Origin of the sequence: Amycolatopsis japonica, assembly GCF_000732925.1 — a bacterium.
GTDB classification, from domain to species: Bacteria; Actinomycetota; Actinomycetes; order Mycobacteriales; family Pseudonocardiaceae; genus Amycolatopsis; species Amycolatopsis japonica.
Genome location: NZ_CP008953.1, coordinates 2,718,770 through 2,742,433 on the forward strand (window position 1 = coordinate 2,718,770; position 23,664 = coordinate 2,742,433).

At 69.4% G+C, this 23,664-nt stretch carries 22 protein-coding genes; 12 read left to right on the forward strand and 10 right to left on the reverse strand.

The window, feature by feature from the left end; translation table 11 throughout:
* Positions 1 to 124: 124 nt before the first annotated feature.
* Both AJAP_RS12945 and AJAP_RS12950 read right to left on the reverse strand, forming a co-directional pair.
* Entirely contained in the window at positions 125 to 859 is a 735-nt protein-coding gene (locus AJAP_RS12945) for a TioE family transcriptional regulator (protein WP_038511059.1), read from the reverse strand.
* Between the two features lie 18 nt (positions 860 to 877).
* The gene (locus AJAP_RS12950) at positions 878 to 1,327 is read right to left on the reverse strand and encodes a DUF6194 family protein (protein WP_038511062.1); all 450 of its coding nucleotides are present in this window, start codon (positions 1,325 to 1,327) and stop codon (positions 878 to 880) included.
* 80 nt (positions 1,328 to 1,407) lie between these two features.
* Between AJAP_RS12950 and AJAP_RS12955 the strand changes: the two genes are divergently transcribed.
* Positions 1,408 to 2,103 (forward strand): MerR family transcriptional regulator, encoded by a 696-nt coding sequence (locus AJAP_RS12955; protein WP_038511065.1) that lies wholly within the window; start codon positions 1,408 to 1,410, stop codon positions 2,101 to 2,103.
* Between the two features lie 273 nt (positions 2,104 to 2,376).
* On the opposite strand, the gene AJAP_RS12960 is transcribed toward AJAP_RS12955, so the two are convergent.
* Positions 2,377 to 2,838, reverse strand: coding sequence for a peroxiredoxin (locus AJAP_RS12960; RefSeq protein ID WP_038511067.1), 462 nt, complete (start codon positions 2,836 to 2,838; stop codon positions 2,377 to 2,379).
* Between the two features lie 37 nt (positions 2,839 to 2,875).
* Complete coding sequence (locus tag AJAP_RS12965) at positions 2,876 to 3,130, reverse strand: hypothetical protein (RefSeq protein ID WP_038511068.1); 255 nt, start codon at positions 3,128 to 3,130, stop codon at positions 2,876 to 2,878.
* Between the two features lie 114 nt (positions 3,131 to 3,244).
* On the opposite strand from AJAP_RS12965, the gene AJAP_RS12970 reads away from it, so the two are divergent.
* The 4 genes from AJAP_RS12970 to AJAP_RS12985 all read left to right on the forward strand — a co-directional run bounded on the left by AJAP_RS12970 (position 3,245) and on the right by AJAP_RS12985 (position 7,289).
* The gene (locus AJAP_RS12970) at positions 3,245 to 4,048 is read left to right on the forward strand and encodes a class I SAM-dependent methyltransferase (protein WP_038511070.1); all 804 of its coding nucleotides are present in this window, start codon (positions 3,245 to 3,247) and stop codon (positions 4,046 to 4,048) included.
* A 60-nt stretch (positions 4,049 to 4,108) separates the two neighbouring features.
* A complete protein-coding gene (locus AJAP_RS12975) occupies positions 4,109 to 5,686 on the forward strand; it encodes an adenylate/guanylate cyclase domain-containing protein (protein WP_038511073.1) in 1,578 nt (525 codons plus the stop codon).
* 151 nt (positions 5,687 to 5,837) lie between these two features.
* Positions 5,838 to 6,506 (forward strand): papain-like cysteine protease family protein, encoded by a 669-nt coding sequence (locus tag AJAP_RS12980; RefSeq protein WP_038511074.1) that lies wholly within the window; start codon positions 5,838 to 5,840, stop codon positions 6,504 to 6,506.
* Between the two features lie 9 nt (positions 6,507 to 6,515).
* Positions 6,516 to 7,289, forward strand: coding sequence for a hypothetical protein (locus AJAP_RS12985; RefSeq protein WP_038511077.1), 774 nt, complete (start codon positions 6,516 to 6,518; stop codon positions 7,287 to 7,289).
* Here the strand turns inward: AJAP_RS12985 and AJAP_RS12990 are convergent.
* Entirely contained in the window at positions 7,276 to 8,247 is a 972-nt protein-coding gene (locus AJAP_RS12990; protein WP_228694925.1) for a helix-turn-helix domain-containing protein, read from the reverse strand. The genes AJAP_RS12985 and AJAP_RS12990 overlap by 14 nt on opposite strands.
* A gap of 25 nt (positions 8,248 to 8,272) precedes the next feature.
* Complete coding sequence (locus tag AJAP_RS12995; RefSeq protein WP_038511080.1) at positions 8,273 to 9,448, reverse strand: cytochrome P450; 1,176 nt, start codon at positions 9,446 to 9,448, stop codon at positions 8,273 to 8,275.
* 117 nt (positions 9,449 to 9,565) lie between these two features.
* Here AJAP_RS12995 and AJAP_RS13000 point away from each other — a divergent pair, with 117 nt between their 5' ends.
* The 7 genes from AJAP_RS13000 to AJAP_RS13030 all read left to right on the forward strand — a co-directional run bounded on the left by AJAP_RS13000 (position 9,566) and on the right by AJAP_RS13030 (position 15,863).
* Positions 9,566 to 9,838, forward strand: a complete 273-nt coding sequence (locus AJAP_RS13000; RefSeq protein ID WP_038522954.1) for a hypothetical protein — start codon at positions 9,566 to 9,568, stop codon at positions 9,836 to 9,838.
* Positions 9,839 to 9,879: 41 nt separating this feature from the next.
* Complete coding sequence (gene glmS / locus AJAP_RS13005) at positions 9,880 to 11,700, forward strand: glutamine--fructose-6-phosphate transaminase (isomerizing) (protein WP_037345307.1); 1,821 nt, start codon at positions 9,880 to 9,882, stop codon at positions 11,698 to 11,700.
* A 31-nt stretch (positions 11,701 to 11,731) separates the two neighbouring features.
* Positions 11,732 to 12,091, forward strand: a complete 360-nt coding sequence (locus AJAP_RS13010; protein ID WP_038511083.1) for a YciI family protein — start codon at positions 11,732 to 11,734, stop codon at positions 12,089 to 12,091.
* The gene (locus AJAP_RS13015; protein WP_038511085.1) at positions 12,091 to 13,272 is read left to right on the forward strand and encodes an RNA polymerase sigma factor; all 1,182 of its coding nucleotides are present in this window, start codon (positions 12,091 to 12,093) and stop codon (positions 13,270 to 13,272) included. Before AJAP_RS13010 ends, AJAP_RS13015 begins: the two co-directional genes overlap by 1 nt.
* Positions 13,273 to 13,381: 109 nt before the next feature.
* Positions 13,382 to 14,143, forward strand: coding sequence for a DeoR/GlpR family DNA-binding transcription regulator (locus AJAP_RS13020; protein WP_038511088.1), 762 nt, complete (start codon positions 13,382 to 13,384; stop codon positions 14,141 to 14,143).
* The gene (locus AJAP_RS13025; protein WP_038511090.1) at positions 14,140 to 15,033 is read left to right on the forward strand and encodes a carbohydrate ABC transporter permease; all 894 of its coding nucleotides are present in this window, start codon (positions 14,140 to 14,142) and stop codon (positions 15,031 to 15,033) included. The genes AJAP_RS13020 and AJAP_RS13025 overlap by 4 nt, the downstream gene beginning before the upstream one ends.
* On the forward strand, positions 15,030 to 15,863 hold the full coding sequence (locus tag AJAP_RS13030; RefSeq protein WP_084098132.1) for a carbohydrate ABC transporter permease: 834 nt from the start codon (positions 15,030 to 15,032) through the stop codon (positions 15,861 to 15,863). Before AJAP_RS13025 ends, AJAP_RS13030 begins: the two co-directional genes overlap by 4 nt.
* Positions 15,864 to 15,975: 112 nt before the next feature.
* Here AJAP_RS13030 and AJAP_RS13035 read toward each other — a convergent pair whose 3' ends face one another.
* The 4 genes from AJAP_RS13035 to AJAP_RS13050 all read right to left on the reverse strand — a co-directional run bounded on the left by AJAP_RS13035 (position 15,976) and on the right by AJAP_RS13050 (position 23,638).
* Positions 15,976 to 17,136: an HNH endonuclease signature motif containing protein gene (locus AJAP_RS13035; RefSeq protein WP_084098624.1), complete on the reverse strand. Its 1,161-nt coding sequence runs from the start codon at positions 17,134 to 17,136 to the stop codon at positions 15,976 to 15,978.
* Positions 17,137 to 17,349: 213 nt separating this feature from the next.
* On the reverse strand, positions 17,350 to 18,699 hold the full coding sequence (locus tag AJAP_RS13040) for a GH1 family beta-glucosidase (protein WP_038511092.1): 1,350 nt from the start codon (positions 18,697 to 18,699) through the stop codon (positions 17,350 to 17,352).
* A gap of 11 nt (positions 18,700 to 18,710) precedes the next feature.
* The gene (locus AJAP_RS13045) at positions 18,711 to 19,970 is read right to left on the reverse strand and encodes an ABC transporter substrate-binding protein (protein WP_038511095.1); all 1,260 of its coding nucleotides are present in this window, start codon (positions 19,968 to 19,970) and stop codon (positions 18,711 to 18,713) included.
* A 20-nt stretch (positions 19,971 to 19,990) separates the two neighbouring features.
* Entirely contained in the window at positions 19,991 to 23,638 is a 3,648-nt protein-coding gene (locus AJAP_RS13050; protein WP_038511098.1) for a BTAD domain-containing putative transcriptional regulator, read from the reverse strand.
* Positions 23,639 to 23,664: the final 26 nt, after the last annotated feature.

The window sequence follows — 23,664 nt, forward strand, 5'->3', positions numbered from 1 at the left end:
CCGGGCGGTTCATCTCGACGTGACGCACAGTACGAGTGCCCGTACGGCATGTCGTAGCGCCGAAAGTAGGATCCGTGATCGCGGACCTACTTTCGTATGCGGAAAGCGCGAATTGCCCGCGTATTCAATTGCGCGGAAGTGTCATTGTCCCAAAAGTGTCAGCGAGGTAGGCGTCCAGCGCGGCGGCACCGGAGAGCAGGGCGCGTCCCCTCGCCGCGAGCCGGGCGTGCCAGTCGCGCAGCGTCGACTCGAGCGGAACGACGCCGCCCGCCGAGCGGACCTGGTCGAGCACCGGCGCGATCCGCTCCAGGAGATAGCCGCCCCGCCTGAGCTGATGGGTCAGCTTCGCGTCGCGGACGTCCGCCGCGTTGTAGACACGGTAGCCCGTCCTCGGGTCACGCTCGGGACGGAGAAGGCCCGCCCGTTCCCACTCGCGCAGGGTGGCCGGCCGGACGCCGAGTTTCCGGGACAGCGGTCCGACGAACAGGTCGCCCCGTTCCTGGGGCACGGGTTCGAGATCCCGGAGCGCGGCCGTGACGGCCTGGAGGGTGCGGCGGTCGTCGAGCAGTTGCGCGTGGCTTTCATCGACGAGCCGGAGCGCCTCCTCGACGTCGTCCTGATTGACCGCCCGCATGATCGACGCCGCCGTCGCGTGGCCGTGTCCCGGCACGAGGGCGAGGAAGGCACGCAGGGCTTGCGCGTGCAGCGGCGTGTAGGTGCGATAGCCCTGCGGGCCGCGTTCGGCGGCGGGGAGGATGCCGTCCGCCTCGTAGTTGCGGACCGCCTGGGCGGACAGGCCGTGCTCGCGCGCGAGGTCGACCGGCCTGAGCCGCTCACGGGTTCGAAGATTCCGGCCCACCGCCCCACGATATTCGCTCTACCGGTCGCGCGCGGATTCCGCCCGCCGCTCGTACCGGGCGCGGGCCAGCCGATAGGCCGTTTCGAGCAGTTCGCGGGTGGCCGTTCCGGTGTTCGACGCCGGGTTCACCACCGCCAGCCAGCCCGCGTTCCCGTACACGGGATGGGCGATCAGGATGTCGGTATCGGCGGGGTTCTGGCCAAGACCGCGGGCGAACTCCTTCTTGCCGGCGTGGATGTTCACGCGGAACGTGTCCGGGCGATCCAGCCGCGAGGTCTCGTCGCCGGGGTAGTTCTTGGTCACGATGGTCGCGAAGGGCTGGACGTTCGTCGGGACGACGCCGTCGGGGGAGTAGTAGAAGAACGCGTCGCCCCAGCTGAGCTCCGGCCATTCGTCACCCGGCCCCGGGGTGAGGGTCAGGACGCCGTCGAGGCCCGAGACGAGGCCGATGATCTCTTCGATGGTCATGTGCTCAAGCGTGGCATTAAAGTGCTTGTGGAGGGTTCAAGTGCTTTTTCGACGGAGTCAAGGTGTCAAGTCTCAAATCGATGCGCACGGCTGAGGTGGCGCGCCTGTCGGGATACTCCGTCCAGCAGGTGCGCAATCTCGAACGCGACGGCGTGCTCCCGGCGGCGTCGCGGACGGCTTCGGGCTACCGGAGTTACGGCGAGATCCACCTCCGGTCCGCGCTGGCCTACCGCGCGCTCGCCGCCGCGGTGGGGCCGGTCGAGGCCAAGGAGATCGTCCGCGCCGTGCACCGGGATCCGCTCCCCGAGGTCCTCGCGCGCCTCGACGCGGCCCACGCCGGGCTCGACGCCGAACGCGCGGATCTCCAGGACGCCAGGGAAGCCGTCCGGGTGATCTCCAGGGAGCCGATCGAAGACGTGCGCGGCTCGGACTCGATGAGCGTCTCCGAACTCGCGTCGGCGCTCGGCGTGCGCCCGTCGACCCTGCGGCATTGGGACACGGAACGGCTCGTCGTGCCCGGCCGCGATCAGCGGGGGACGCGGCGGTACACGCCGTCCCAGGTGCGGGACGCGCGGATCGTGCATCAGCTGCGGCTGGCGGGCTACCGCGTCGCGCCCCTGCGCGCACTGATGCCGGAACTGCGGCGATCCCGGCGGCTGGAGGACGTCGCTTCCGCGCTCGCCGCCAGGGACGCCGGGATCACGGCCCGCTCACGGTCGCTCTTCGACGGCACGGCCGCCCTTTCCCGCCTCGTGAGTGGTAAGAACGGTTGTTGAGGGATAAGGCAAACGTGGCGTAGGGAGTCACCGAGCTCTTCCGCCTGCCGAACGTGTCGCGAAAGCCACTTTCGGGACATCAGACGTCGCGAAAGTGGCTTTCGCGACACGTTCGCCGGTGGGAAGTGGCCGGCGCGGGCGAGTGGCCGGGGCGAAGGCTCCCTGCACCGCATTAGACGCGGCGAAGGGAGCCTTCACCCCACCACCGACCCGCCCGCGACCACGACACCTTTGACTTACTTCTTCTCAAGAACCGTCCTCACGAGGACCGGGTCAGGTGCGGGGAGTCCGTTCCCGCAGGGTCGTGAGCGCCTTGTCGGCGTGGACGTCGAATTTCAGCTCGCTCTTGATCACCGCGAGGATCCGGCGATCGGTGTCGATCACGAAGGTGCGCCGCTTGGCGTGCAATGGGCTGAACCGGCGCCAGACGCCGAAGAGTTTGGCGACTTCTCCATCCACATCGGACAGAAGCGGGTAGTCGAAGCCGTGCAGGGTGGAGAATTCCCGCTGCTTGGTGATCCCGTCCGGGCTGATCCCGACGCGGTGGGCGCCGACCTCGCGGAACTCCGCGGCAAGGTCGCGGAAGTGGCAGCTCTCGGCCGTGCAGCCCCCGGTCATCGCGGCGGGGTAGAAGAACAGCACGACCGGGCCGGTGGACAGGAACTCCGACAGCGTGCGGTCCTGGCCGGTGTCGTCGGGCAGGGTGAAGTCCGGGACGAGGTCTCCTTGATCCATGTCCGGTATTCGGAGCCACGGCCGCGCCGGATCGGTCTCAGCGCGTGCAGCGCCAGAAGACCGTCGCGTCGTAGGGTGAAATGACGATCTTGGAGTATTCCTCGCAGTCGGTGAACCCGGCCCGTTCCGCCTTTTTCTTGGCGTCCTGGCGGGCGTAGAAGAGCGCGAGGCCGAAGTCGCTCGATCCGTAGCCGACGAACTCCCTGGTCTCCAGCGTGGTCGCGGCGGCCGGGGTGGCGATCGAGCCCAGGACGGCGGCCGCGCCGAGCAGCGCGAGCAGAGTTTTCCTCATACCGACCACGCTAGGGCCGGAACGTCCTCGAATCGCCCGCTGGATGGGCGTTCCCGCGGCCTCCGTCCGTCGCAGGCGGGTTCGCACGGAGCGCGAAACGGATATCGTCGCGGCATGTCCTCTCGCAAAGTGGGAACCCAGCGCGCCTTCGACGCGGCCGCCGCCGATTTCGCCGCGCTCGGGCGGTATCTGTGGGAGCCGATCGGGGCGGCAACGGTGGCCGCTGCCGGGCTCACCGAGGGAGACCGTGTCCTCGACGCCTGCTGCGGCACCGGGGCTTCGGCGATTCCGGCGGCGCACGCGGTCGGTGCCGAGGGTGTGGTGGACGCGCTCGACCTCTCCGGTCCGATGATCGGCGAGCTGCGCCGTCTTTCGGCAGGCTTGCCGCAGTTGCGCGCGCACGAGGCGGACGCGACGGCGTGGGACACCGGCGGCTACGACGTCGTGCAGTCCGCGCTCGGCATCTTCTTCTTCCCCGACATGACGGACGGGACCGAGCGGCTGATCGCCAGGGCCCGTTCCGGCGGCCGGGCCGTGTTCACGATCTGGCGCGGCGGGGCCATGGTGGCCGCGGGCCGTCATCTCGGCCGCGCGGTCGCGGCGGTGACCGAGTCCGCGCCGCCGCCGGAGCGTGAACCGAGCCTGATCGACCGCATCGACCAGGCGGGTCCTTATGCCGAGTGGCTTTCCGGGCGGAATCTGTCCGATGTCGACGTCGTGGTCAACGAACTGCGGCTGACCATGACACCGGAGATCGCCTGGCTGGTCGTCATCGGCTCCGGATTCCGGGGACTGCTCGACGATCTGGAGCCCGACGTCGTCGAGCGGGTGCGCGAGCGCTACCTCGAGTCCTTGCGCGCCGACGGGCTGACCGAACTCGACGCCACCACCCTGATCGGCTCCGGCACCGTCCGCTGACGGGCGCGACCCTTTCGGTGTACAGTCGTTCACTCAAACCGGGTGAACGGCGGGACACGGGTGCGATCAGACAACGACTCCTCTGTTCGGGGCCGCGGGCAAGGGCCGTTCGGCTCCTGGCTGCTCGGCCCGCTCGCTCAGGACCCGGCCGTGTTGCGCCGTCGCGTCCAGGGACTGCTCACCGGGACGCTGATCGCGACCAACGTCATCGGCGCGCTGGTCGTGGTCGGGCTGGCGGCGCTGCTCATGCCCGCCCCCGGCATGTCCGGCGAACTCATCCGGGTGACCGCGATCGCGGTTCCGGTCTACGTGGTCTCCGCGGTGGTGGTGGGCGCGCTGTGGGGCACCCGCGGCGCGCTGCGGACGTTGCGGTGGGCGGCCGAGGGCCGGACGCCGACCGACGAAGAACGCGCGTCGAGCCTTCGGGTCCCGCTGCGCCTGACGCTGGTCCAGGCGGTGTTGTGGGGTATCGCGACCGTGGTGTTCGGCGTGCTGGCCGCGCTGGTGCAGCCGCGGGTCGTGCTCACCGAACTGCTCGTCGTCGCGTTCGCGGGGGTGGTCGTGTGCGCGATCGCCTATCTGGCCGGGGAATTCATCCTGCGGCCGTACGCGGCGCTGGCGTTGTCCGGCACGGTGCCGGCGCGGCCGCTCAGTGGCGGGGTGAACCTGCGGATGCTGCTGTTCTGGTGCCTCGGCACCGGGGTGCCGGTGGCGGGGCTGGTGGTCACGGCGGTGCTGGCGTGGGCACGCGGCGACGTGTCGACGACGAAACTCGCCATCTCGGTGATCGCCCTCGGCCTGGTGGTGCTGGTCTTCGGGCTGCTGGTGACGGTGTTCACCGCCCGCGCCGTGGTGAACCCGATCCGGTCGGTGCAGCACGCGCTGGGCCGGGTCCGTGCCGGTGACTTCACCGTCGAGATCCCGGTCTACGACGGCACCGAACTCGGTCTGCTGCAGGCGGGTTTCAACGGGATGGCCGTCGGTCTCGCCGAACGCGAACGTTTGCGGGACCTGTTCGGCAGGCATGTCGGAGAGGACGTCGCGAGCGAGGCGATGCGTACGTCGGCCGAACTCGGTGGCACGGTCCGGACGGTGTCGGTGCTTTTCGTCGACCTGATCGGCTCGACCGCGCTGGCCGCGAGCCGTCCGCCCGAGGAGGTCGTCGGCCTGCTCAACCGGTTCTTCGCGGTGGTGGTCGACGAGGTCGACCGCAACCACGGGCTGGTCAACAAGTTCGTCGGTGACGCCGCGCTCGCGATCTTCGGCGCGCCGGTGCGGCTGGAGGACCACGCGACCCTCGCGCTTTCCGCGGGACGGGCGATCGCGCGCAGGCTGGCGGCGGAGGTGCCGGAATGCCCGGCCGGGATCGGGGTGGCGACGGGCGAGGTGGTGGCCGGGAACGTCGGCGACCCGCGGCGGTTCGAGTACACGGTGATCGGCGATCCGGTGAACGAAGCGGCCAGGCTCACCGAGCTGGCGAAGAACGTCGAAGCCCGTCTGCTCGCTTCGTGGACGGCGATCGAGTCGGCCGCCGAAGCCGAGGCCTCGCGGTGGAAGGCGACGGAGGACGTCACCTTGCGGGGCCGGTCTCAGCCCACCACGCTCGCGACACCCGTGGCGGATTCACAGCCTTTGTGAAGGCACCGTGAATCTTGCGCGGCGGCCCGTACTCCGCCGGTGGCGGACCGTGAACGATCACAGATCCTCTTTCGCGCCTGGTGAGGGCGTTGTTCCCGAAGCCGGGGCGGCGCACGGTGATCTCCCCATCCCCGTGTCAAAGGAGACATCTGTGAAGAGCCTTTCGAGGGCCGTGCTGGCGACCGGAGCCGCCGTCTTCGCGCTGAGCATGCTGCCCGCCACCGCGTTGGCGCAGTCCGGCGACGGGGACCGGCCCAGCGGCCTGATCAAGACCCAGACCCACACTCAAGTGCGGGAGATCGCGCCGGTGGCCGGGACCGCGATGACGGTCGCCGCGACGGCCGCGTCCAAGCAGCTGAACTACACCCAGCAGGTGCAGCAGTACAACCAATGGTGCTGGGCCGCGGACGGTTCGAGCATCGAGCGGTCGATGGGCGGCTCCGCCACCCAAGCCCAGTTCTGCGCCGCCGGCAAGGGAACCTCGGCCGGGTACTGCCCGAACCAGCCGGCCCAGATCTACGAGATCGTCCGCGGTTTCCGCGGCACCGGCTTCTCCGCGCAGGACGCGGGCGGCCCGATCGGCTTCAGCTCGGTCGTCAGCCAGATCGACGCCGGGATCCTGAACCTGACGGGGATCTACTGGACCTCCGGCGGTGGTCACGCCGAGGTGATCTACGGCTACGACTCGGCGAACCAGTCGATCATGGTCGGCGACCCGTGGCCCACCTACCAGCGCTACCAGACCTGGAACTACAACCAGTACCGCAGCAACGGCCAGTTCCGCTGGAACGACACCATCGTCAACATCCGGAAGGGCTGAGGCGCGGTCATGAACACGATCTGCCGGAAGTTCGCCGGTTGTCTCGCGGTGGCCGTCGCGACGCTGCTGCCCGCCACGCCGCCCGCCTCGGCGAGCGAAGGAGTCGTCCCGCCCTCGGACGGCGACGTCGCGGCGGCCGTGCGTGTCGCCGGGCAGCCCGACGCGATCGGACTCGCGAGATCGAACTTCCGGCAGGTCGACCACATCGAACCGCGGCGGATCACCATGGCGGAGAAGGGAATCCCGGTCTACACCCTCAATCCCGACTTCGTCAGGGGCGTCGAAGGGGCCCCGGCGGGCATGCTCAGATCCGTCGCCGTGACGGCCACCGCGGATTCCGGGCAGAAGGCCACACTGCAGGCGATGCCGGAAGGACCGGGGAAGTGGGTCGCGGCGAGCGTGTTCTCCGGGAACGACGAAGAGACCCTGAGCGCGCGGCTGAAGCCCGGCGCGGTCCTGCTCAACGAACCCCAGATCAACGGCTGGTACGAACTGGGGCCCGACGGTGTGGTGCTGCTGCAGGCGAGCCTGCCGCAGTCGCCGGTGGGGAAGTTCGTCCCGCTTTCCGACTACCAAAGGGAAGTACACGGCCGTTATGCCGACAAACTGCCGGGATCGGACTACCAGCGCGGCGGCGGGATCGGCTTCACGCAGCCGGTGGCCCCGCCCGCCGAAACGGGGATTCCGATCGGGATCGTGGCCGGCCTGATCACCGCCGGGGTCGCCGGAGTGGGTGTCGTGCTGGTCGCGGTGTGGCGGCGGCGCCGGCTCACTCCCAGATGAGGTCGATCCCCGCGATGCCGACGTCGAGTTCCTCGAAGTACGCACTGACCGTCGCACCCGGTCCGGGATGCAGCGGCTCGCTGACCACGGGGGCGAGTTCTTCGCGCTCCCGCACGGTTTTGACGCATCGCGCGGGGAGCGCGCCGTCGAAACGCATGCGAAGCAGGTACGCCGACATGCGCGACCGCACCGTCCGGTGGAAACAGGTCGAACGGACCGACGCGGCCAGCCGCAGGGTGAACGCGAATGTGTGCGTTTCCCCTTCGGCCAGACCGCGGTCGAAGAGGAGCTCGAACACCATCCCCGGCGATGTGGCGCTTCGGCGCACTCTGCCTCTTCGGCAGCCGTCGGTGGCGAAGACCGTCGTGGCCTCCATGTCGGTGCCGGGCTCGTCCTGATGGGTCACCACGAAACCGTCCGCGCCGGGCTCCCGTGCCCGCACCACCATGGTCGAGGTGATCTCCGAGATCCGTCCTTCGCCGGTCATGGTGAGCACGTCGACGACGGTCACGACGTCGAGCTTCGCGTTGCCCTCCGTGCCGGGCGACGCGCTCAGCTCGTCCAGCAGTGAACAGGTTTCGGCCCAGCTCTGCCGCAGTTCGGCGACCGAGGGCCTGCGGTCGTCGCCGACGGAACGTCGTTGCGGGCCGATCAGGACGATGAGGCTGTCCGGCGGCAGGCCGAGCACGGCTTCGAGCGCGCGGACGACGTCGAGCGACCGCGGTGTCGACGGATGGCGGAGCCCGCGCTGCCAGTAACTCAAGGTCGATTCGGCCACGGAAACGCCGCGTGCCGCCAGATGCGCGCGGATACGGGACAGGGAAAGGCCGCGATGCTCCACCGCCTCGGAGAGGGCGCGATGGAACTGACCGGTTCTTACCTCGCGTTCCTGGTACATGGGCACCCCCGCCGACGCCGGATTGGCGCAAAGCATGCGCAGTCCGGCGCCGGTCGGCAACCGCCTAAGGTCGAAAACCGGACTTTCAGGCGAATTCGAGCCGCAGGCTTTCGAGGCCGCGCAGCGTCACCTGCTTCACCCAGACCGGATCGGCGGTCCGGTGGAAGGCGCGGCCGGCGCCGAGCAGCGCCTCGAACAGGATCCGGCCCTCCATCCGCGCGAGCGGGGCGCCGAGGCAGAAGTGGATGCCCTGTCCCAGCGCGAGATGCCTCGGCGAGGGGCGATCCACGTCGAAGCGGTCCGGGTTCTCGTGTGTGCGCGGGTCACGGTTGGCCGCTCCCAGCAGTACGACCGCCTGGGCGCCTTTGCCGACGACCTCGTCACCGATCGTCGTGTCCCGCAGGGCGAGCCGCGTCGTCAGCTGGACGGGGGAGTCGTACCGGAGCATCTCCTCGACCGCGTTCGGGATCTTCGACCGGTCGCCTGCCAGTTCCCGGTGCTGCTCCGGATGGTTCAGCAGCGCGAGGATCCCGTTGCCGATCAGGTTGGTCGTCGTCTCGTGCCCGGCGACCAGCAGGAGCATCGCGGTGATCACCAGTTCGCCTTCGCTGAGCCGGTCGCCCTCGTCGGAGACCGACACCAGATCCGAGAACAGGTCGCCGGTCGGCCGCTTCCGCCGTTCCTTCGCCAGCTCACGGAAGTAGGCGACGAACTCACGCCGGGCAGCGACGGTCTCCTTCGCGATGAGGAAGGACGGGTCGAGTGCGCGCCCCATGGCGTGCGACCAGCCCTCGAAACGCCCGCGGTCGGCGAGGGGTACCCCGAGCATCTCGCTGATGACGACGACCGGCAGCGGCTTCGCGATCTCGGTCATCAGGTCGAATTCGCCCATTTCGAGCGCTTTCGCCACGAGTTCCTTCGCCAGCTCCTCGATCCTCGGGGCGAGCTGCTCGATCATCCTCGGCGTGAACGCCTTGGAGACCAGCCGCCGCAGCCGCGTGTGATCGGGCGGGTCGAGCGCGAGGAACGACCGGACCACCCGGCCCTGCTCGTCCACCGGCTCGTTCTCGTGCGGATCCGGCAGCACCTCCGGCTCCCCATGGCCGAACGCGGGGCTCTTGAGCAGGGCGGACGCCTCTTCGAAGCCGCTGACCACGAAGAACCCGTCGGCGGCCGCGAAGACCGGGCCGCGGTCGAAGACCTGACGGTAGAACGGGTACGGATCGGTCCTGGTCTCCGGCGTGAGCAGGTTCTCGAGCATGAGCCGATCCTAGGCGCGGCGGCGTCGGCCGAGTCGGCCGCCGAGGTCCGTGTCGGCTCACGAGCCAGTTCTTGCCCGATTTCGGGCAAGAACTGGCGTTTCGGCAGCCGGATGTGCATGATGAGCTCCGTGGAGGACGCGGACATCGTCGAGCAGGTGGCCTTGTCGACAGGTTTGTCGACGGCCATCGCCGCCCGTGTCGTCGAGGACGTCCTGGCGTTCTACCGGCAGCCCGCCGAGCAGTACGTCCGGTCCAGGCACGCCCAGTTGCAGGCGGAGGGCAGGAAGAACCCCGAGATCTTCCCCCTGATCGCCGGTGAGCTGAGCCGCCGTCTCGTCGCGCCTCCCGACCTGTCCGAGCGGCAACTGCGCCGCATCGTCTACGGCTGACGGACCACGCCCGTCCGTTTTCTTTGTGAGGTTGACTCGTCATGTGCGGAATCGTCGGCTACATCGGCGGCCAGAACGCCGCTCCGATCCTGATCGAGGGGCTGACGCGGCTGGAGTACCGCGGCTACGACTCGGCCGGGATCTCCGTCCTCGGCGGTAAGGGCGCCCAGGTGCACCGGATCGTGGGGCGGGTGCGGAACCTGACGGCCGCGCTGCCCAAGCGGCTCGCGGGCAAGGTCGGCATCGGGCACACGCGGTGGGCGACGCACGGTCCCGCGACCGAGGCGAACGCCCATCCGCACGTGTCCGAAGACGGCCGGATCTCCGTGGTGCACAACGGGATCATCGACAACGCCGACGCGCTGCGGGAGCAGCTCACCCAGGCGGGGGTGACGCTGTCGTCGGAGACCGACACCGAGGTGCTCGCCCATCTGATCGCGCGGTCGGGTGCGAAGACGCTGGAAGACGCGGTCGTCGAGGCCGTCTCCCGCGTCACCGGCACCTACGCGATCGCCGTGACCGACACCGAACACCCCGACCGTGTCGTGGTCGCGCGGAACGGCTCGCCGCTGATCATCGGCGTCGGCGACCGGGAGATGTTCGTCGCCAGCGACCTTTCCGCGCTGGTCCGGCACACGTCGCAGGTGGTGCACCTCGACGACGGCGAGTTCGCCAGCGTCTCCGCCACCGGCTACCGCACCTTCACCGTCGACGAGAGCGACACCGGCAAGGCCGCGACCGCGATCGACATCCAGGCCGACGATCTCGACCTCGGCGGTCACCAGCACTACATGTACAAGGAGATCCAGGAGCAGCCGGAATGCCTGGAGCGCATGATCCGGGGCCGCCTCGACGACCGGTTCGGAGTGTCCCGTTTGGACGGTCTGAACCTGACTCCCCGTGATCTGCGCGGTTTCGCGCGTGTGAAGATCCTCGGCTGCGGTTCGGCGTACTACGCGGGCCAGATCGGCGCCACCATGATCGAGGACCTGGCACGGGTCCCGGCCGACGCGGAGGCGGCGTCCGAGTTCCGCTACCGCAACCCCATCATCGAAGCGGACACCCTCTACATCGCGGTCAGCCAGTCCGGCGAGACCGCGGACACCGCGTTCGCCGTCGAAGAGGTCAAGCGCAAGGGCGGCCGGGTGGTCGGCCTGGTGAACGTCGTCGGCTCGACGATCGCGCGGGCCTGCGACGGCGGCCTGTACCTGCACGCCGGTCCGGAGATCGCGGTCGCCTCGACCAAGGCGCTCACCAACATGGCCGTCGGCTTCGCGATGATCGCGCTGGCCCTCGGCCGCGTCCGCGACCTGTCCAACGCGGACGGGCAGCGCATCGTCGCGGCGTTGCGGGCGCTGCCGAAGCAGGTCGCGGCCATCGTCGAAGCCGAGTCCCAGATCGCCGAGCACGCCAAGATCTGCGCCGACGCGCGCAGCCTGTTCTTCATCGGCCGGGTCCGTGGCTTCCCGGTGGCGCGGGAGGGCGCGCAGAAGTTCAAGGAGATCTCGTACCGGCACGCGGAGGCCTACCAGACCTCGGAACTCAAGCACGGCCCGCTCGCGCTGATCGACGAGGAGCTGCCGACGGTCGCGATCGTGCCGTCCGACGACCTCGCCGACCGCAACCTGGCCGCGATGCAGCAGATCAAGGCGCGCAAGGGGCAGGTGCTGGCGATCACGCACGACGACGTGGACTTCGGCGATCTCGACGTGCCGCGGTTCGTGGTGCCGCGTTCGGAGCCGGAACTCGACCCGATCCTGCTCACGATCCCGCTGCAGCTGCTGGCCTACCACGCCGCGCTGATCCTCGGCCACGACATCGACAAGCCCCGGAACCTCGCGAAGTCCGTCACCGTGGAATGATTTCCGCCCTCAGCGATCGAGGGAGTCCGCGATGAGGCAGTACCTGCTCGCCGTCCAGCTCGACGAAAGCGAGCGGGACGCGCCCGAGGACGAGGTCCGGGCCATGCTGGCCAGGACGGGCAAGGTCACCGACGAGATGAAGGCCGCCGGGTCGTGGGTCTTCGTCGGCGGGCTCGAGCATTCGGACGCCTCCACGGTCGTCCGGCCCGCCGGCGGCACGACCACGATCACCGACGGCCCGTTCGCCGAGACGAAGGAACAGCTCGGCGGCTTCTGGGTGATCCAGGTCGAGGACCTCGACCAGGCGCTGGCCTGGGCGCGGAAATGCGCGCTGGCCTGCGGGCAGCCGATCGAGGTGCGGCCGTTCGGCGACCCGTCGCTCCGGCGGTGATGGACGTCGACGGGATCTACCGGGCGGAGTACGGCCGGTGCGTGGCCACCCTGACGCGCCTCCTCGGCGACATCTCGCTCGCCGAGGAGGCCGTTCAGGACGCGTTCGCGACGGCGGTCGAGAAGTGGGAGAAGACGCCGCCCAATCCGGGCGCGTGGATCGTGACCACCGCCCGCAACCGCGCGATCGACCGCCTGCGCCGGGAATCCACCCGCGAGGCACGGCACGCCCAGGCGTTGCTCCTGCACGCGCCGGACGAACCGCGCGAGGTGGGGCCGGTACGCGACGACCAGCTCCGCATGATCTTCACCTGCTGCCATCCGGCGCTTTCGCCGCCCGCGCGGGCGGCGCTCACCCTGCGCCTGCTCGGCGGGCTGGAGGTGGGGGAGATCGCGCGGGCGTACCTCGTCCCGGAAACGACCGTCTCCCAGCGGATCGTCCGCGCGAAGAAGAAGATCCGCGACGCGGGAATCCCGTACCGGGTGCCGGGGGAGGGCGAACTGCCCGAGCGGCTGGACTCCGTCCTCACCGTGCTCTACCTGGTGTTCAACGAGGGGTACACGTCCACGTCGGGTGAGCTGCTGCGGACGGACCTCTGCCTGGAGGCGATCCGGCTCGCGCGGGCGCTCGCCGAGCTGATGCCCGGTGAGCCGGAGGTGACCGGGCTGCTGGCGCTGCTCCTGCTCACCGAAGCGCGGCGGCCGGCGCGGGTGGGGCCGTCCGGTGAGCTGGTGGTGCTCGCGGAGCAGGACCGGTCGCTGTGGAACCGGGAACTGATCGCCGAAGGACACGAGCTGGTGCGGCGCTGCCTGCGTCTGGGCCGGCCTGGCCCGTACCAGGTGCAGGCCGCGATCAACGCCGTGCACACGGACGGCGAAGCGACCGACTGGACGCAGGTGCTGGCGCTCTACGACCAGCTGTGGCGGCTCGCCCCGTCGCCGGTGGTCGCGCTCAACCGCGCGGTCGCCGTCGCCGAAGTGCACGGCCCGGCGGAGGCGCTGGCCGGCATCGAGGACCTGGACCTGCCGGGCTATCACCATCTGCCCGCCACGCGGGCGAATCTGCTGTCCCGTCTCGGCCGGACGGCGGAAGCCGTCGCCGCCTACGACGAGGCGATCGCCTTGGCCACCAACGACACGGAACGCGCTTTCCTGGCGGCCAAACGGGCAGTCCTGTCGTAGTTTCGGGCAACACTCTGTCCTCAATGGACGGAGGGGTTCCGTTGTCGGACCGGCGGGAAACCAACTATTGTCGCCATGACCGCTCGTCCGCCATGACCGGAGGTGACCGTTGTACGCCGAAGAGCGGCAGCGCGCCATCCTCAAGCAGGCCAGGCGGAACGGCCGGGTCGACGTGGCGACGCTCGCGGCGGCCTTCGAGATCACCAGCGAGACCGTCCGCCGTGATCTGACGGCGCTGGAACGCAGCGGAGTGGTGCGGCGGGTGCACGGCGGCGCGATTCCCGTCGAACGGCAGGGTATCGAGCCGGGCCTCGACGCCCGTGACGCGGTGATGACCGCGGAGAAGGACCGTATCGCCGCCGCGGCCCTGGAGCAGCTCCCCGACGGGGGCGCGATCCTGCTCGACGCGGGAACGACGGTGGGCAGGCTGGCGAATCTCGTCCCCTCGGATCGTGACCTGACCGTGGTCACCCCTTCGCTGCCGAACGCGTGCGCGCTCGCGAACCGGCCCGGCGTCACGCTGATGCTGGTCGGCGGGAGGCTGCGCGGCCACACCATGGCCTCGGTCGACGGCTGGGCGCTCGACGCGCTCAAGGACACCTACGTCGACGTCGCTTTCCTCAGCACCAGCGGCCTTTCCGTCGAGCGGGGGCTCACCACCCCGGACACCGCCGAGGCGATGGTGAAGCGCGCGGCCATCGCGTCCGCGCGGCGGACGGTGCTGCTGGCCGATCACACCAAGATCGGCGACGACCACTTCGCCCGGTTCGGGGACCTCTGCGATGTCGACACCCTGATCACCGACCGCGGTGCCGAACCGCGGGAGCTCGACGAGATCGGCCAGGCAGGCGTCAAGGTGATCATCGTTTGAAGCGTACGGGCGAGCGGCTCGCCGGATACCTGATGACAGCGCCGTTCTACGTCCTCTTCGGCGTGTTCGGCCTTTTCCCGCTGCTCTATACCGCGTGGGTGGCGCTGCATCACTGGCATCTGGTCAACGGTGACACCGGGTTCGCCGGCCTCGACAACTTCGGTGTCCTGCTCCAGGATCCGCATTTCTACAACGCGCTCTTCAACACGGTCAGCATCTTCGTCCTTTCGACCGTCCCTCAACTGTTCGCGGCGCTCGGGCTCGCCGCCCTGCTCGACCGTCCCCTGCGGGCGAGGACCCTGTGGCGGGCCAGCGTGCTGTTGCCCAACGTCGTCTCCGTGGTCGCGGTGGCGCTGGTGTTCAGCCAGCTGTTCGCGGAGGACTACGGCGTCGTCAACTGGGCCCTGGGTCTGGTGGGGCTCGATCCGGTGGACTGGCGGTCGGATCGGTTCGCGTCGCATGTGGCGGTGAGCGCGATGGTGATGTGGCGCTGGACCGGCTACAACGCGCTGCTCTACCTGGCGGCCATGCAGTCCGTGCCGCAGGAACGGTACGACGCGGCGATGCTCGACGGTGCCTCGCGGTGGCGGAGCTTCTGGTCGATCACGGTGCCCGCGATCCGGCCGACGATCGCCTTCACCGTCGTCGTCTCGACCATCGGCGGGTTGCAGTTGTTCGCCGAGCCGCAGCTGCTCGACGAAACCGGCGTCAACGGCACCGGTGGCGCCGACCGGCAGTTCCAGACGCTGGCCATGTACTTGTACGAGAAGGGCTTCGGCGAGTTCGACGCCGGGTACGCCGCGGCCATCGCGTGGGTGCTGTTCCTGTTCTCGGCGGTGTTCGCGCTGGTCAATTTCTCGCTCGTGCGCCGGATGCGGGGCGGTGAATGACCGTGGCTGCGAGAGAACGGACCGGTTTCGTCGTCTATGGGCTGCTGCTCGCCGTCGTCGTCGCGTCGATCTTCCCGTTGTACTGGTCGTTCGTGGTGTCCTCGAAGGACAACTCGGCCCTCGGTGAGACGACTCCGCCGCTGGTGCCCGGCGGCAACCTGATCGAGAACGTCGAGCGGGTCTTCGGGACCGTCGATTTCTGGTTGGCGATGCAGAACTCGCTGATCGTCGCCGGCACGGTGACCGTTTCGAACGTGCTGCTCTCCAGCATGGCCGGATTCGCCTTCGCGCGGCTGCGGTTCCCCGGTCGCGACTCGCTGTTCCTGGTCGTCATCGGCACCGCCATGGTGCCCGCGCAACTCGGTGTCATCCCGCTGTACCTGGTGGTCGGCGAACTCGGCTGGTACGGACGGCTGGAGGCGGTGATCGTGCCGGGACTGGTCGGCGCGTTCAGCGTGTTCTGGATGCGGCAGGCGTGCGAGGAGGCGATCCCCGGCGAACTGCTGGACGCCGGCCGCGTCGACGGCTGCTCGACGGTGCGGCTGTTCTGGAACGTCGCCATGCCCGCCATCCGCCCTCAGGCTGCGGTGCTTGGGATGTTGACGTTCATGACCGCGTGGAACGATTTCTTCTGGCCACTGATCGTGCTCGACCCCAATGCGCACCCGACCGTTCAGGTGGCGTTGTCGCGGCTGGCTAGTGGGTACTTCACGGATTACTCGCTGATGCTGACCGCGGCGACCATCGGGGTGCTGCCGGTGGTCGGGTTGTTCATCGTGTTGGCGAGGAAGGTGGTCGACGGGGTTATGCGGGGGGCTCCGCGGGGCTGAGTGGCGTTGAGCTGCCAGGCTGTTGCCGTTTTTCGGCAACGGGGGTCGAGGGCTCGCGGGCAGGGGAACGGTGGTCGGCGCCGTGGCGTTGTGGTCGTTTTTCGGCGACGCCTCAGAACGGTGGTGGTTCCTCGGCACGGGGTTCATGCAGCGGCGGAGGCGAACTGTCATAACTCCGCCCCGTGGGCGTGGTGATCGTGAGGGTCCCATCGGAGGCCAACCGATAGTTCCAGCCTGGCTCGTCCTTCAACCGATGATCACGGCGACATAGATCGATCAGCTCGGTATCCGCGGTATGGCCACCGTGTTGCCACGGCACCGAATGATCGAGATCGCAAGCCTGCGCCACACGATGACACCCCGGTCTTCGGCATTCCCGGTCCCGTACCCGCACGAACTCATCCAACCCCGCCGTCGGCCGGTACCGATCCCGGCCAAGATCGAGAACCTGCCCCGAGAGCGGATCGGTGATGATCCGCCGCAACACGGTGTTCGGTCCGCCGGCGATCTGCCGGGCCAGCGACGCCGGAATGTGCCCGTGTCCGGCCATCTCCGCCGGATCGTCGTTCAACCCGAGATAAGTGTTGAGGTCCATATAGAGAAACACCTCGGACCGTTCACTCTTCCCACCCTGGCCACCCAGCAGAAGATCAAGGGCGACATCCGCCCGCAGCTGATCCAGCGTGCGGGTCTCTCCACCGGCCCGCAGTGCTCGTGCTTCGCGGTCGATGCGGGTGTAGGCGGCGGCCACTTTCTCCACCGGGCCGTCCTCGACTTCGATGGAGGCCACCCCGGTCTCTCCCTGTCGCACAGACAGCCGGCGTCCGGCGCGATTGCGTTCAGTCCGCCGAGCCGCTCCGTCACGGTCGGCCATCATCGCGGCGTGGTTGGCCGCTTTCCGGATCTGATCGGAGTTCCGGTCCGGTATCCGGTCCTCCAGGACCGCGTCGACCGCGCGGGCATCGTCGTCGGAGAGCCACGCGGTGGCGGTGGCGACTTTCATCGCCCCATATCCACCCACTTTGCCTTGATCCAGCAGCCCCAGTGTGCGAGGCAGGCGAGACATCAACGCCGCCGCCGTCGACACCAGCCCGGCCGCGTGACCGTCCACAACGGACAGTGCGAACGCGACCTCCTGCACCACACTGGCGGCATCGTCGCGATGACGTCCCAGCTGTCTCAAGGCACGAAACCGGACGGCCTCCAGTCTCGCGATCCCTTCCGACGCCGCGACTGCTGCGGCGATGGCGTCGTTGTCTCCCAATGAATCCAGAGAAGCATTGACCTCCCGGAACGCATCCGACTCGGTGATTTCCTTCAAGAGCGCCAGAGTGGCGTTGAGAGTGTCCACACCCAGAACTTACAACCGACCACCGACAGTTTCCGGCCCCAAGAGTGTCGTCGGTTTTCGGCGACGGGCACCTGGGACCCGGAAGCCGGTCGGTCCACCACGTCGCCGATTTCCGGCAACAGCCAAGACCAACCGCTAAATACCGTTGCGCGCCACCACATCCGCGTAGAACAGGGCACTGTCCTTGAGTACCCGTTCCTGAGTTTCGAAATCCACATGCACGAGACCGAATCGCTGCGTGTACCCCATGGCCCACTCGAAGTTGTCCAGCAGCGACCAGGCCATGTAGCCGCGGACGTCGGCGCCGCGCTCGATCGCGGCGTGTACGGCGGCGAGGTGGTCGGCGAAGTACCGTACGCGCTTCTCGTCGTGTACGCGGCCTTCGACTACTTCGTCCTCGAAGGCCGCACCGTTCTCGGCGATCACGAGCGGCAGGCCGCCACAATGTTCTTGCAGCCACAGCAAAAGTTCGGTGAAGCACTCCGGTCGCTGCTCCCAGCCGAGCGAGGTCAGTTCCCCGCGTGGCGGCTGGACGTCCATCCCGCGCAGGCCCGGCAGGGGGCAGTTGCTGTCGGCTTCGGGATCTTCGAGCGGCATCGCGCGGGCGGGCGCGTAGTAGTTGACGCCCAGGACGTCCAGCGGCTGCGCGATGATCTCCAGATCACCGTCGGCGATCGCCGGTTCCAGGGTGCCGAGGTGCGCCAGGTCCGCCAGCAGTTCGGGCGGATAGCCGCGGCCCAGCAGGGGGTCGAGGAAGAACCTGTTGTGCAGGAAGTCGAATTTGCGCGCAGCTTCGCGGTGGGCGGCGTCGTCCACATCGGTCAGCACGGGGGCGAAGTTGAGCACGATGGACACTTCCTGTTCGCCGCCGTCAGACCGCAACGCCTGCGCGGCCTTGCCGTGCGCCAAGAGGAGGTTGTGTCCGGCGACCAGCGCCGCGCCCTCGTCCTGGATGCCCGGGGCGTGATCGCCGTTGCCGTAGCCGATGAAGGCGGCGCAGAACGGCTCGTTGATCGTGGTCCACTGCCGCACGCGGTCACCGAGTACTTTGTGGACAGTACGCGCGTAATCCGCGAAAAGGTCCGCGATCTCGCGATTCGGCCAGCCGCCTTCCGTTTGCAATGCCTCGGGCAGGTCCCAGTGGTAGAGCGTCACCATCGGGGTGATTCCATGTTCCAGCAACGCATCGACAAGACGGTCGTAGAAGGCGAGCCCGCGTGGCTCCACCGTGCGGCCGTCCGGCATGATTCGCGACCACGCGACGGAGAACCGGTAGTACGGTATGCCGAGTTCGCGCAGCAGGCCGATGTCCTCGCGGTAACGGCGGTAGTGGTCGCAAGCCGGATCACCGTTGGCCAGGCCGGATCTCGCGGTGAAAGTGTCCCAGATGGACGGTCCGCGGCCGTCTGCCGTCGTCGAACCCTCGATCTGGTACGCCGCCGTGGCCGTACCCCACCGGAACCCGTCCGGAAACCCCAGTGTCACGCCGCCCCCGCTCAGTTGGCGGCCGCGGCGCGGCCTTCGGTGGCGGCCTGGTTCCAGGCCTGCTCCAGGGATTGCTTCCCCTCTTCGACGCGGCCGAGCGCGTGCCCGTACACCGGCCGCACCTCACCGTCGCGCAGCCCGCGGTAGTTCGGCCGCAAGGCCTCGGCGGACGCGGCGAAGATCTTGCCGATGGGCGCGCCGCTGAAATACGGGCTGGTATGGGAAAGCACGGCACTGTCCTGATAGGCGCCCAGCGCGCTCGGCAGCAACCCGCTCTCCAGGAAGATCCGTTTCTGCTGTTCGGGCGCGGTGAGCCAGACGGCGAGGTCGTAGGCCTCCTTGCGGTGCGCGCCCTGCTTCGGGACGGTCAGGAACGAACCGCCCCAGTTGCCCGCCTTGCCCGGAACCGAGGTGACGTCCCATTTTCCGGCCAGCTCCGGGCCGCCCGCCTCCTGGATCTGGGTGAGCATCCAGGCGGGGCAGGTGATGGCGGCGAACCGGCTCTGCTTGATCGCCACCGTCCACGGCTGCGTGAAGGTGGTGACCGCCGCGGTCTCCTTCTTCAGCGCCATCCCGCCCGCGAGCTCGAAGGCCTTGCGCACGTTGGGATTCGTGTCGGCGATGAACTTGTCGTCCTTGGAGAAGTAGTTCTCCTGCGCCTGGTTGAGCATCGCCGTGTAGACGGTGCCCGCCGAGTCGGCGAACTTGACGTCGTCCGGTGCCTTGGAGCTGAACCGTTCTCCGGTTTCGGCGAACTTCTCCCAGGTCGGCCACAGCGCGGCCACCTGGTCGCGCTCGGTCGGCAGGCCGGCGTTCGCGAACAGGTCACGGCGGTAGCAGAGCGCGAGACTGCCCATGTCGGTACCGAGGCCCATCACGTACTTCCCGCCCTCGGCGGTGCCCTGGTCCCATTTCCAGGCAGGCCAGTGCTCGCGGAGGCCCTGCGCGCCGAATTCCGAAAGATCGCTGAACTTGTCCGTCGACTGGCGGAACTTGGGAAGATACTGCTCTTCGATCGCGACCACGTCGGCACTGCCGCGTCCGGCGCCGAGCCCGGTGGCCAGCTGCCGGTGATGCGTCTCGAAGTCGGCGACCCGGCCCTCGACGGTGATGCCCGGATGGGCCTTTTCGTAGTCGTCGAAGAGTTTTTCGTACCCGAACTCGCCGAAGGTGGCGACGGTGAGCTTGATCGGGCCGCCGGCTTCCGGCGTGCCGGAACAGCCGGCGAGCAGCAGCACGAGGGCCGTCAATCCAGCCAGCATGCGGGTCATGGTTCTCCTCGGTCGTACGGTCAGGCGAGTCGTCTCGGCAGCTGATCGCCGACGGTCAGCCGGGAATCGGCGTGCAGTTTGGTCAGCACCCTGGACACCAGCGACTGCACCGTCCTTCTGGGAAGGCTCAGCTCCGCGGCGATCTCCGGGTTGGACAGTTTCGCCGCCACCAGCCGCGCGACCCGCAGTTCCAGCGGCGACAGCGCCCCGCTGTGCCGGGGGCCCCGTTCCGCGCGGCTCAAGACGCCGTAGCGGCGCAGCCTGCTTTCCGCGCGGCGGATGCTCCAGGTGGCACCGACCGGCCCGAGCACTTCGCAGGCCTCGGTGAGCGAGCGGGTGGCCTCTTCGAGGTACCCGGCGCGGCCGAGCAGTTCGGCGGCGTCTTCCAGGGCGGCCGCGAGTTCGATGGGCCGACGGACCTCGCGGTAGTGATCGGCCGCGGCCCGCATGCCTTCGGGGTCGCCGTCGATCAGCGCCCGGCACCTCAGGGCGGCAGCGGTGGCCCTGGCGGGCACGGTCTCTTGGCTCGCCTCTTCGGCGCAGACGGCGAGCGCCTCTTGGGCGACGGCGTCGTTCCCGGCCGCGATCGCGACGCGGACGACGTCGGGAAGCCATTGGTGGCGCAGCATCATCCGGGCGTAGTCGGGGCGCAGCACCGGCGCGAACAGCCGCAACGCGTCGTCGAGTTCGCCGCGTTGTTCGGCGGCCATCGCCTGTGCCGCCAGGTAGAAGTCGCAGCTCTCGCGTTCGGACGAGTTCGACGGCGAGTGCGCCTCGGCCGCTTCCAGATGGGCGCGGACGGCGACGCGTTCGTCGCGATGGCCCGCGATGAGCGCGGCGACCCCGTGCAGCAACAGGGCGGCGGCACCCGGCTCGCGCACGCCGTAGAAGGTGATCGCCGGGCCGTCCTCCGTGACCGAGTCCAGTTCGGCCAGCGCCTCGTCCCAACGCCCTGTCCAGTAGTAGTGCACGGCCGCCGAGACCTGCGGACCGGTCGGCAGACCATGCCGTGCCGCGGTCTCGTACCCGGCGTGCAGCGTGGCGTCGGCCTCGCCGAGCCGGTCGAGGTTCTGCAGGGTGAAGAGCCGGTTGTCGAGCAGGTCGAACCGCAGCGTCGCCAGGTCGGCCTCGTGGCCGGCGGTCTCCAGCGCGGCGTCGATCGCGGTCAGCGCCCGGTCGTGCTCCCGGCGGATCGAGTGCACGAGCCACAACGTCTGCTGCGCGTGCGCGGCGGGATAGCGCTCACCCGCTTCGACCGCCTCGGTGTGCAGGCCCCGCGCGATCCGTTCAGTCTCGTCGAGATCGTCGAGGGTGCCGCGACGGAAGTTGGCGAGCAGCGTCCGGGTGCTGGTGCGCCAGAGTTCCGGGATCGACGGATCGTCCGCGGTGTCGCCGAGCGCCTCGATCGCGCCGGATGTGTCGCCCCGGCGGTAGCGCAGCGCGGCCAGGAAATGCCGCATCTGCGCGAGATCCGCCTTGTCCACGACGGTCTTCACCGCCTCCTCGGCTTCGGCCTCGGGAGTGAGTTCGAGCCGGAACAGCACGCGGACCAGCGCGGCGATCAGCGTCTCCCGTTGTTCACGGGTGGGCACCGTGCTGTCGAGAGCGCCGCGCAGCAGGTCGGCCGCGATATGCGGGGCGCGGTTGGACACCGCGACGTGGTTCGCGGTGAGCCAGCCCGCCAGCCACGGGTCGAACGGCACCGGCCCGGCCGCCAGTTGTTCGGCGACCCGTTTGACCGGCGCGCCCGCCCGCGCGAGCGATTCGGCGGCACGCCGGTGCAGCGCGGCACGGTCCGGTTCGGGGATGGCGCCGTAGAGCGCCTGCCGCTGGAACGGATGGTGGAAGGCGAGCTTGTCGCCGGCGTACTCGATGACGCCCGCCGTGGTGGCGGGCTCCAGCTCCTGCAGGACCTCGAGCGGGCTCTTGCCCGCCAGCGTGGCGATGTCCTCGACGGCGAACTCCGCTCCCAGCAGGGAGGCGGTGCGCAGGATCTCGGTCGTGGCCGGGTCGAGGGTCTCCAGCGTCCTGGCCACCGCCGCGAGCAACGACCGCGGCGCGTTCTCGGTGCCGTCCAGCGTCACCTCGGCCACGCCCGCCGTGATCCTCACCGCGCCGCTCCGGACCAGGTCGTGCGCGACTTCCCTGGCATAGAGCGGATTCCCGGCCGCGCGCCGGACCAGCGGGCGCAGGCTCGGCCCGAGCTTCGCCGCGAGGATCACCTCGAACACGGCGGCGATGTCGTCGTCGGTCAGCACCTCGACCGGCATGATCTCGCCGTCCCTCGCTTCGACTCCGCGACGCAGCCGGGCCAGGTCCCGGCGGCCGTGCCCGGTGCGCGTGGCGGCGACCAGCAGCAACGGCAGCTGGCGGGTGGCGGCGGCCAGCCGCTGCCACAACAGCACACTGGCCTCGTCGGCCCAGTGGAGGTCGTCGATCACCAGCACCAGCGGGCCCGCCGCGCAGGTCTCGTCGACCAGCGTCAGCAACTTGTCCACAGTGGACAAGATCGGATCGGTGGGGCCCCAGTCCCCGTGCGCGGGTTCGGCGTGCAGCTCACCGGCCAGCTTGGCCTTGGCCGGATCCGCCGCGCCGTGGTGCACGCCGAGACATTCCATGATCACCTGCAACGGGAACCGTTGCTGCAGCTCGTCGGCCGCGGTCCAGGCGAGCTGGCAGCCGCGCGCCGCGGCACCGGCCAGCCCGGCGATCAGCAGTTCCGATTTGCCGATGCCCGGTTCGCCTTCGAGCCAGACCGGGCGGCCGCGGCCGGCGAGCACGTCGGTGACGAAGCCGTCGAGCCGCTCGACCTGCCGGGCACGGCCGGGCAGGTGGCCATGGCCGCCCCGTTCGATCGCCTTGGCCACCGGCGGCGGCACGACGCGGACCGGCACCGGTTTCGGCGCGGTGACGGGCTTTTCGCTGCCGTCGAGGATGCGCTGGTGCAGATCCCGCAGCGGGGCGCCGGGTTCGACGCCGAGTTCGTCGCGGAGGATCCGCCTGGCCTCGCGATACGCGCCGAGCGCCTCGATCTGGCGCCCGCTGGCATGCAGGGCGCGCATGAGCGTCTCGTGCAGGGACTCGCGCAACGGATGCCGCTGCACCAGCGCGGTCAGCTCGGCCACCACTTCACGGTGGTCGCCGATGCCGAGCAGGGCCGTGGCACGCAGTTCGACGGCGGTGAGCTGGAGTTCGGCGAGCCGGGCGCGTTCCGCTTCGGCGAACGGGCCGGGCACGCCGGAGTAGGCCTCGCCGCGCCAGAGACCGAGCGCGGAGGTGAGCCGCGCGGCCGCGTCCCGCTGATCGGCGTGTGCCGCTTTGGCGGCGGCGACGTCCCTTTCGAACCGGTGGACGTCGAGCGCTTCCCCGTCCAGCCGCAGCGAGTAGCTCGATCCGGACGAACGCAGTATTCCGTGCGCGTCCCCGCCCGCCTTGCGGATCGCCCCGCGCAGGCCGGAGACATAGGTGTGGACACTGCCGGTGGCGCTGGCGGGCGCCGACCCGCCCCAGACGTCCGAGATCAGCTCGCCGAGGGAGACCGCCTGGCCGCGCCGCGTCGCCAGGGTGGCGAAGACCGCACGCTGGCGGGCGGGCCCGAGCTTCAGCTCGACGTCGTCCAGCCAGGCACGAGGCGGCCCGAGCAGCTCGACGCGCAGCCCGTTCGTCACGCCGGCTCCATTTCTCGTCTTACAGC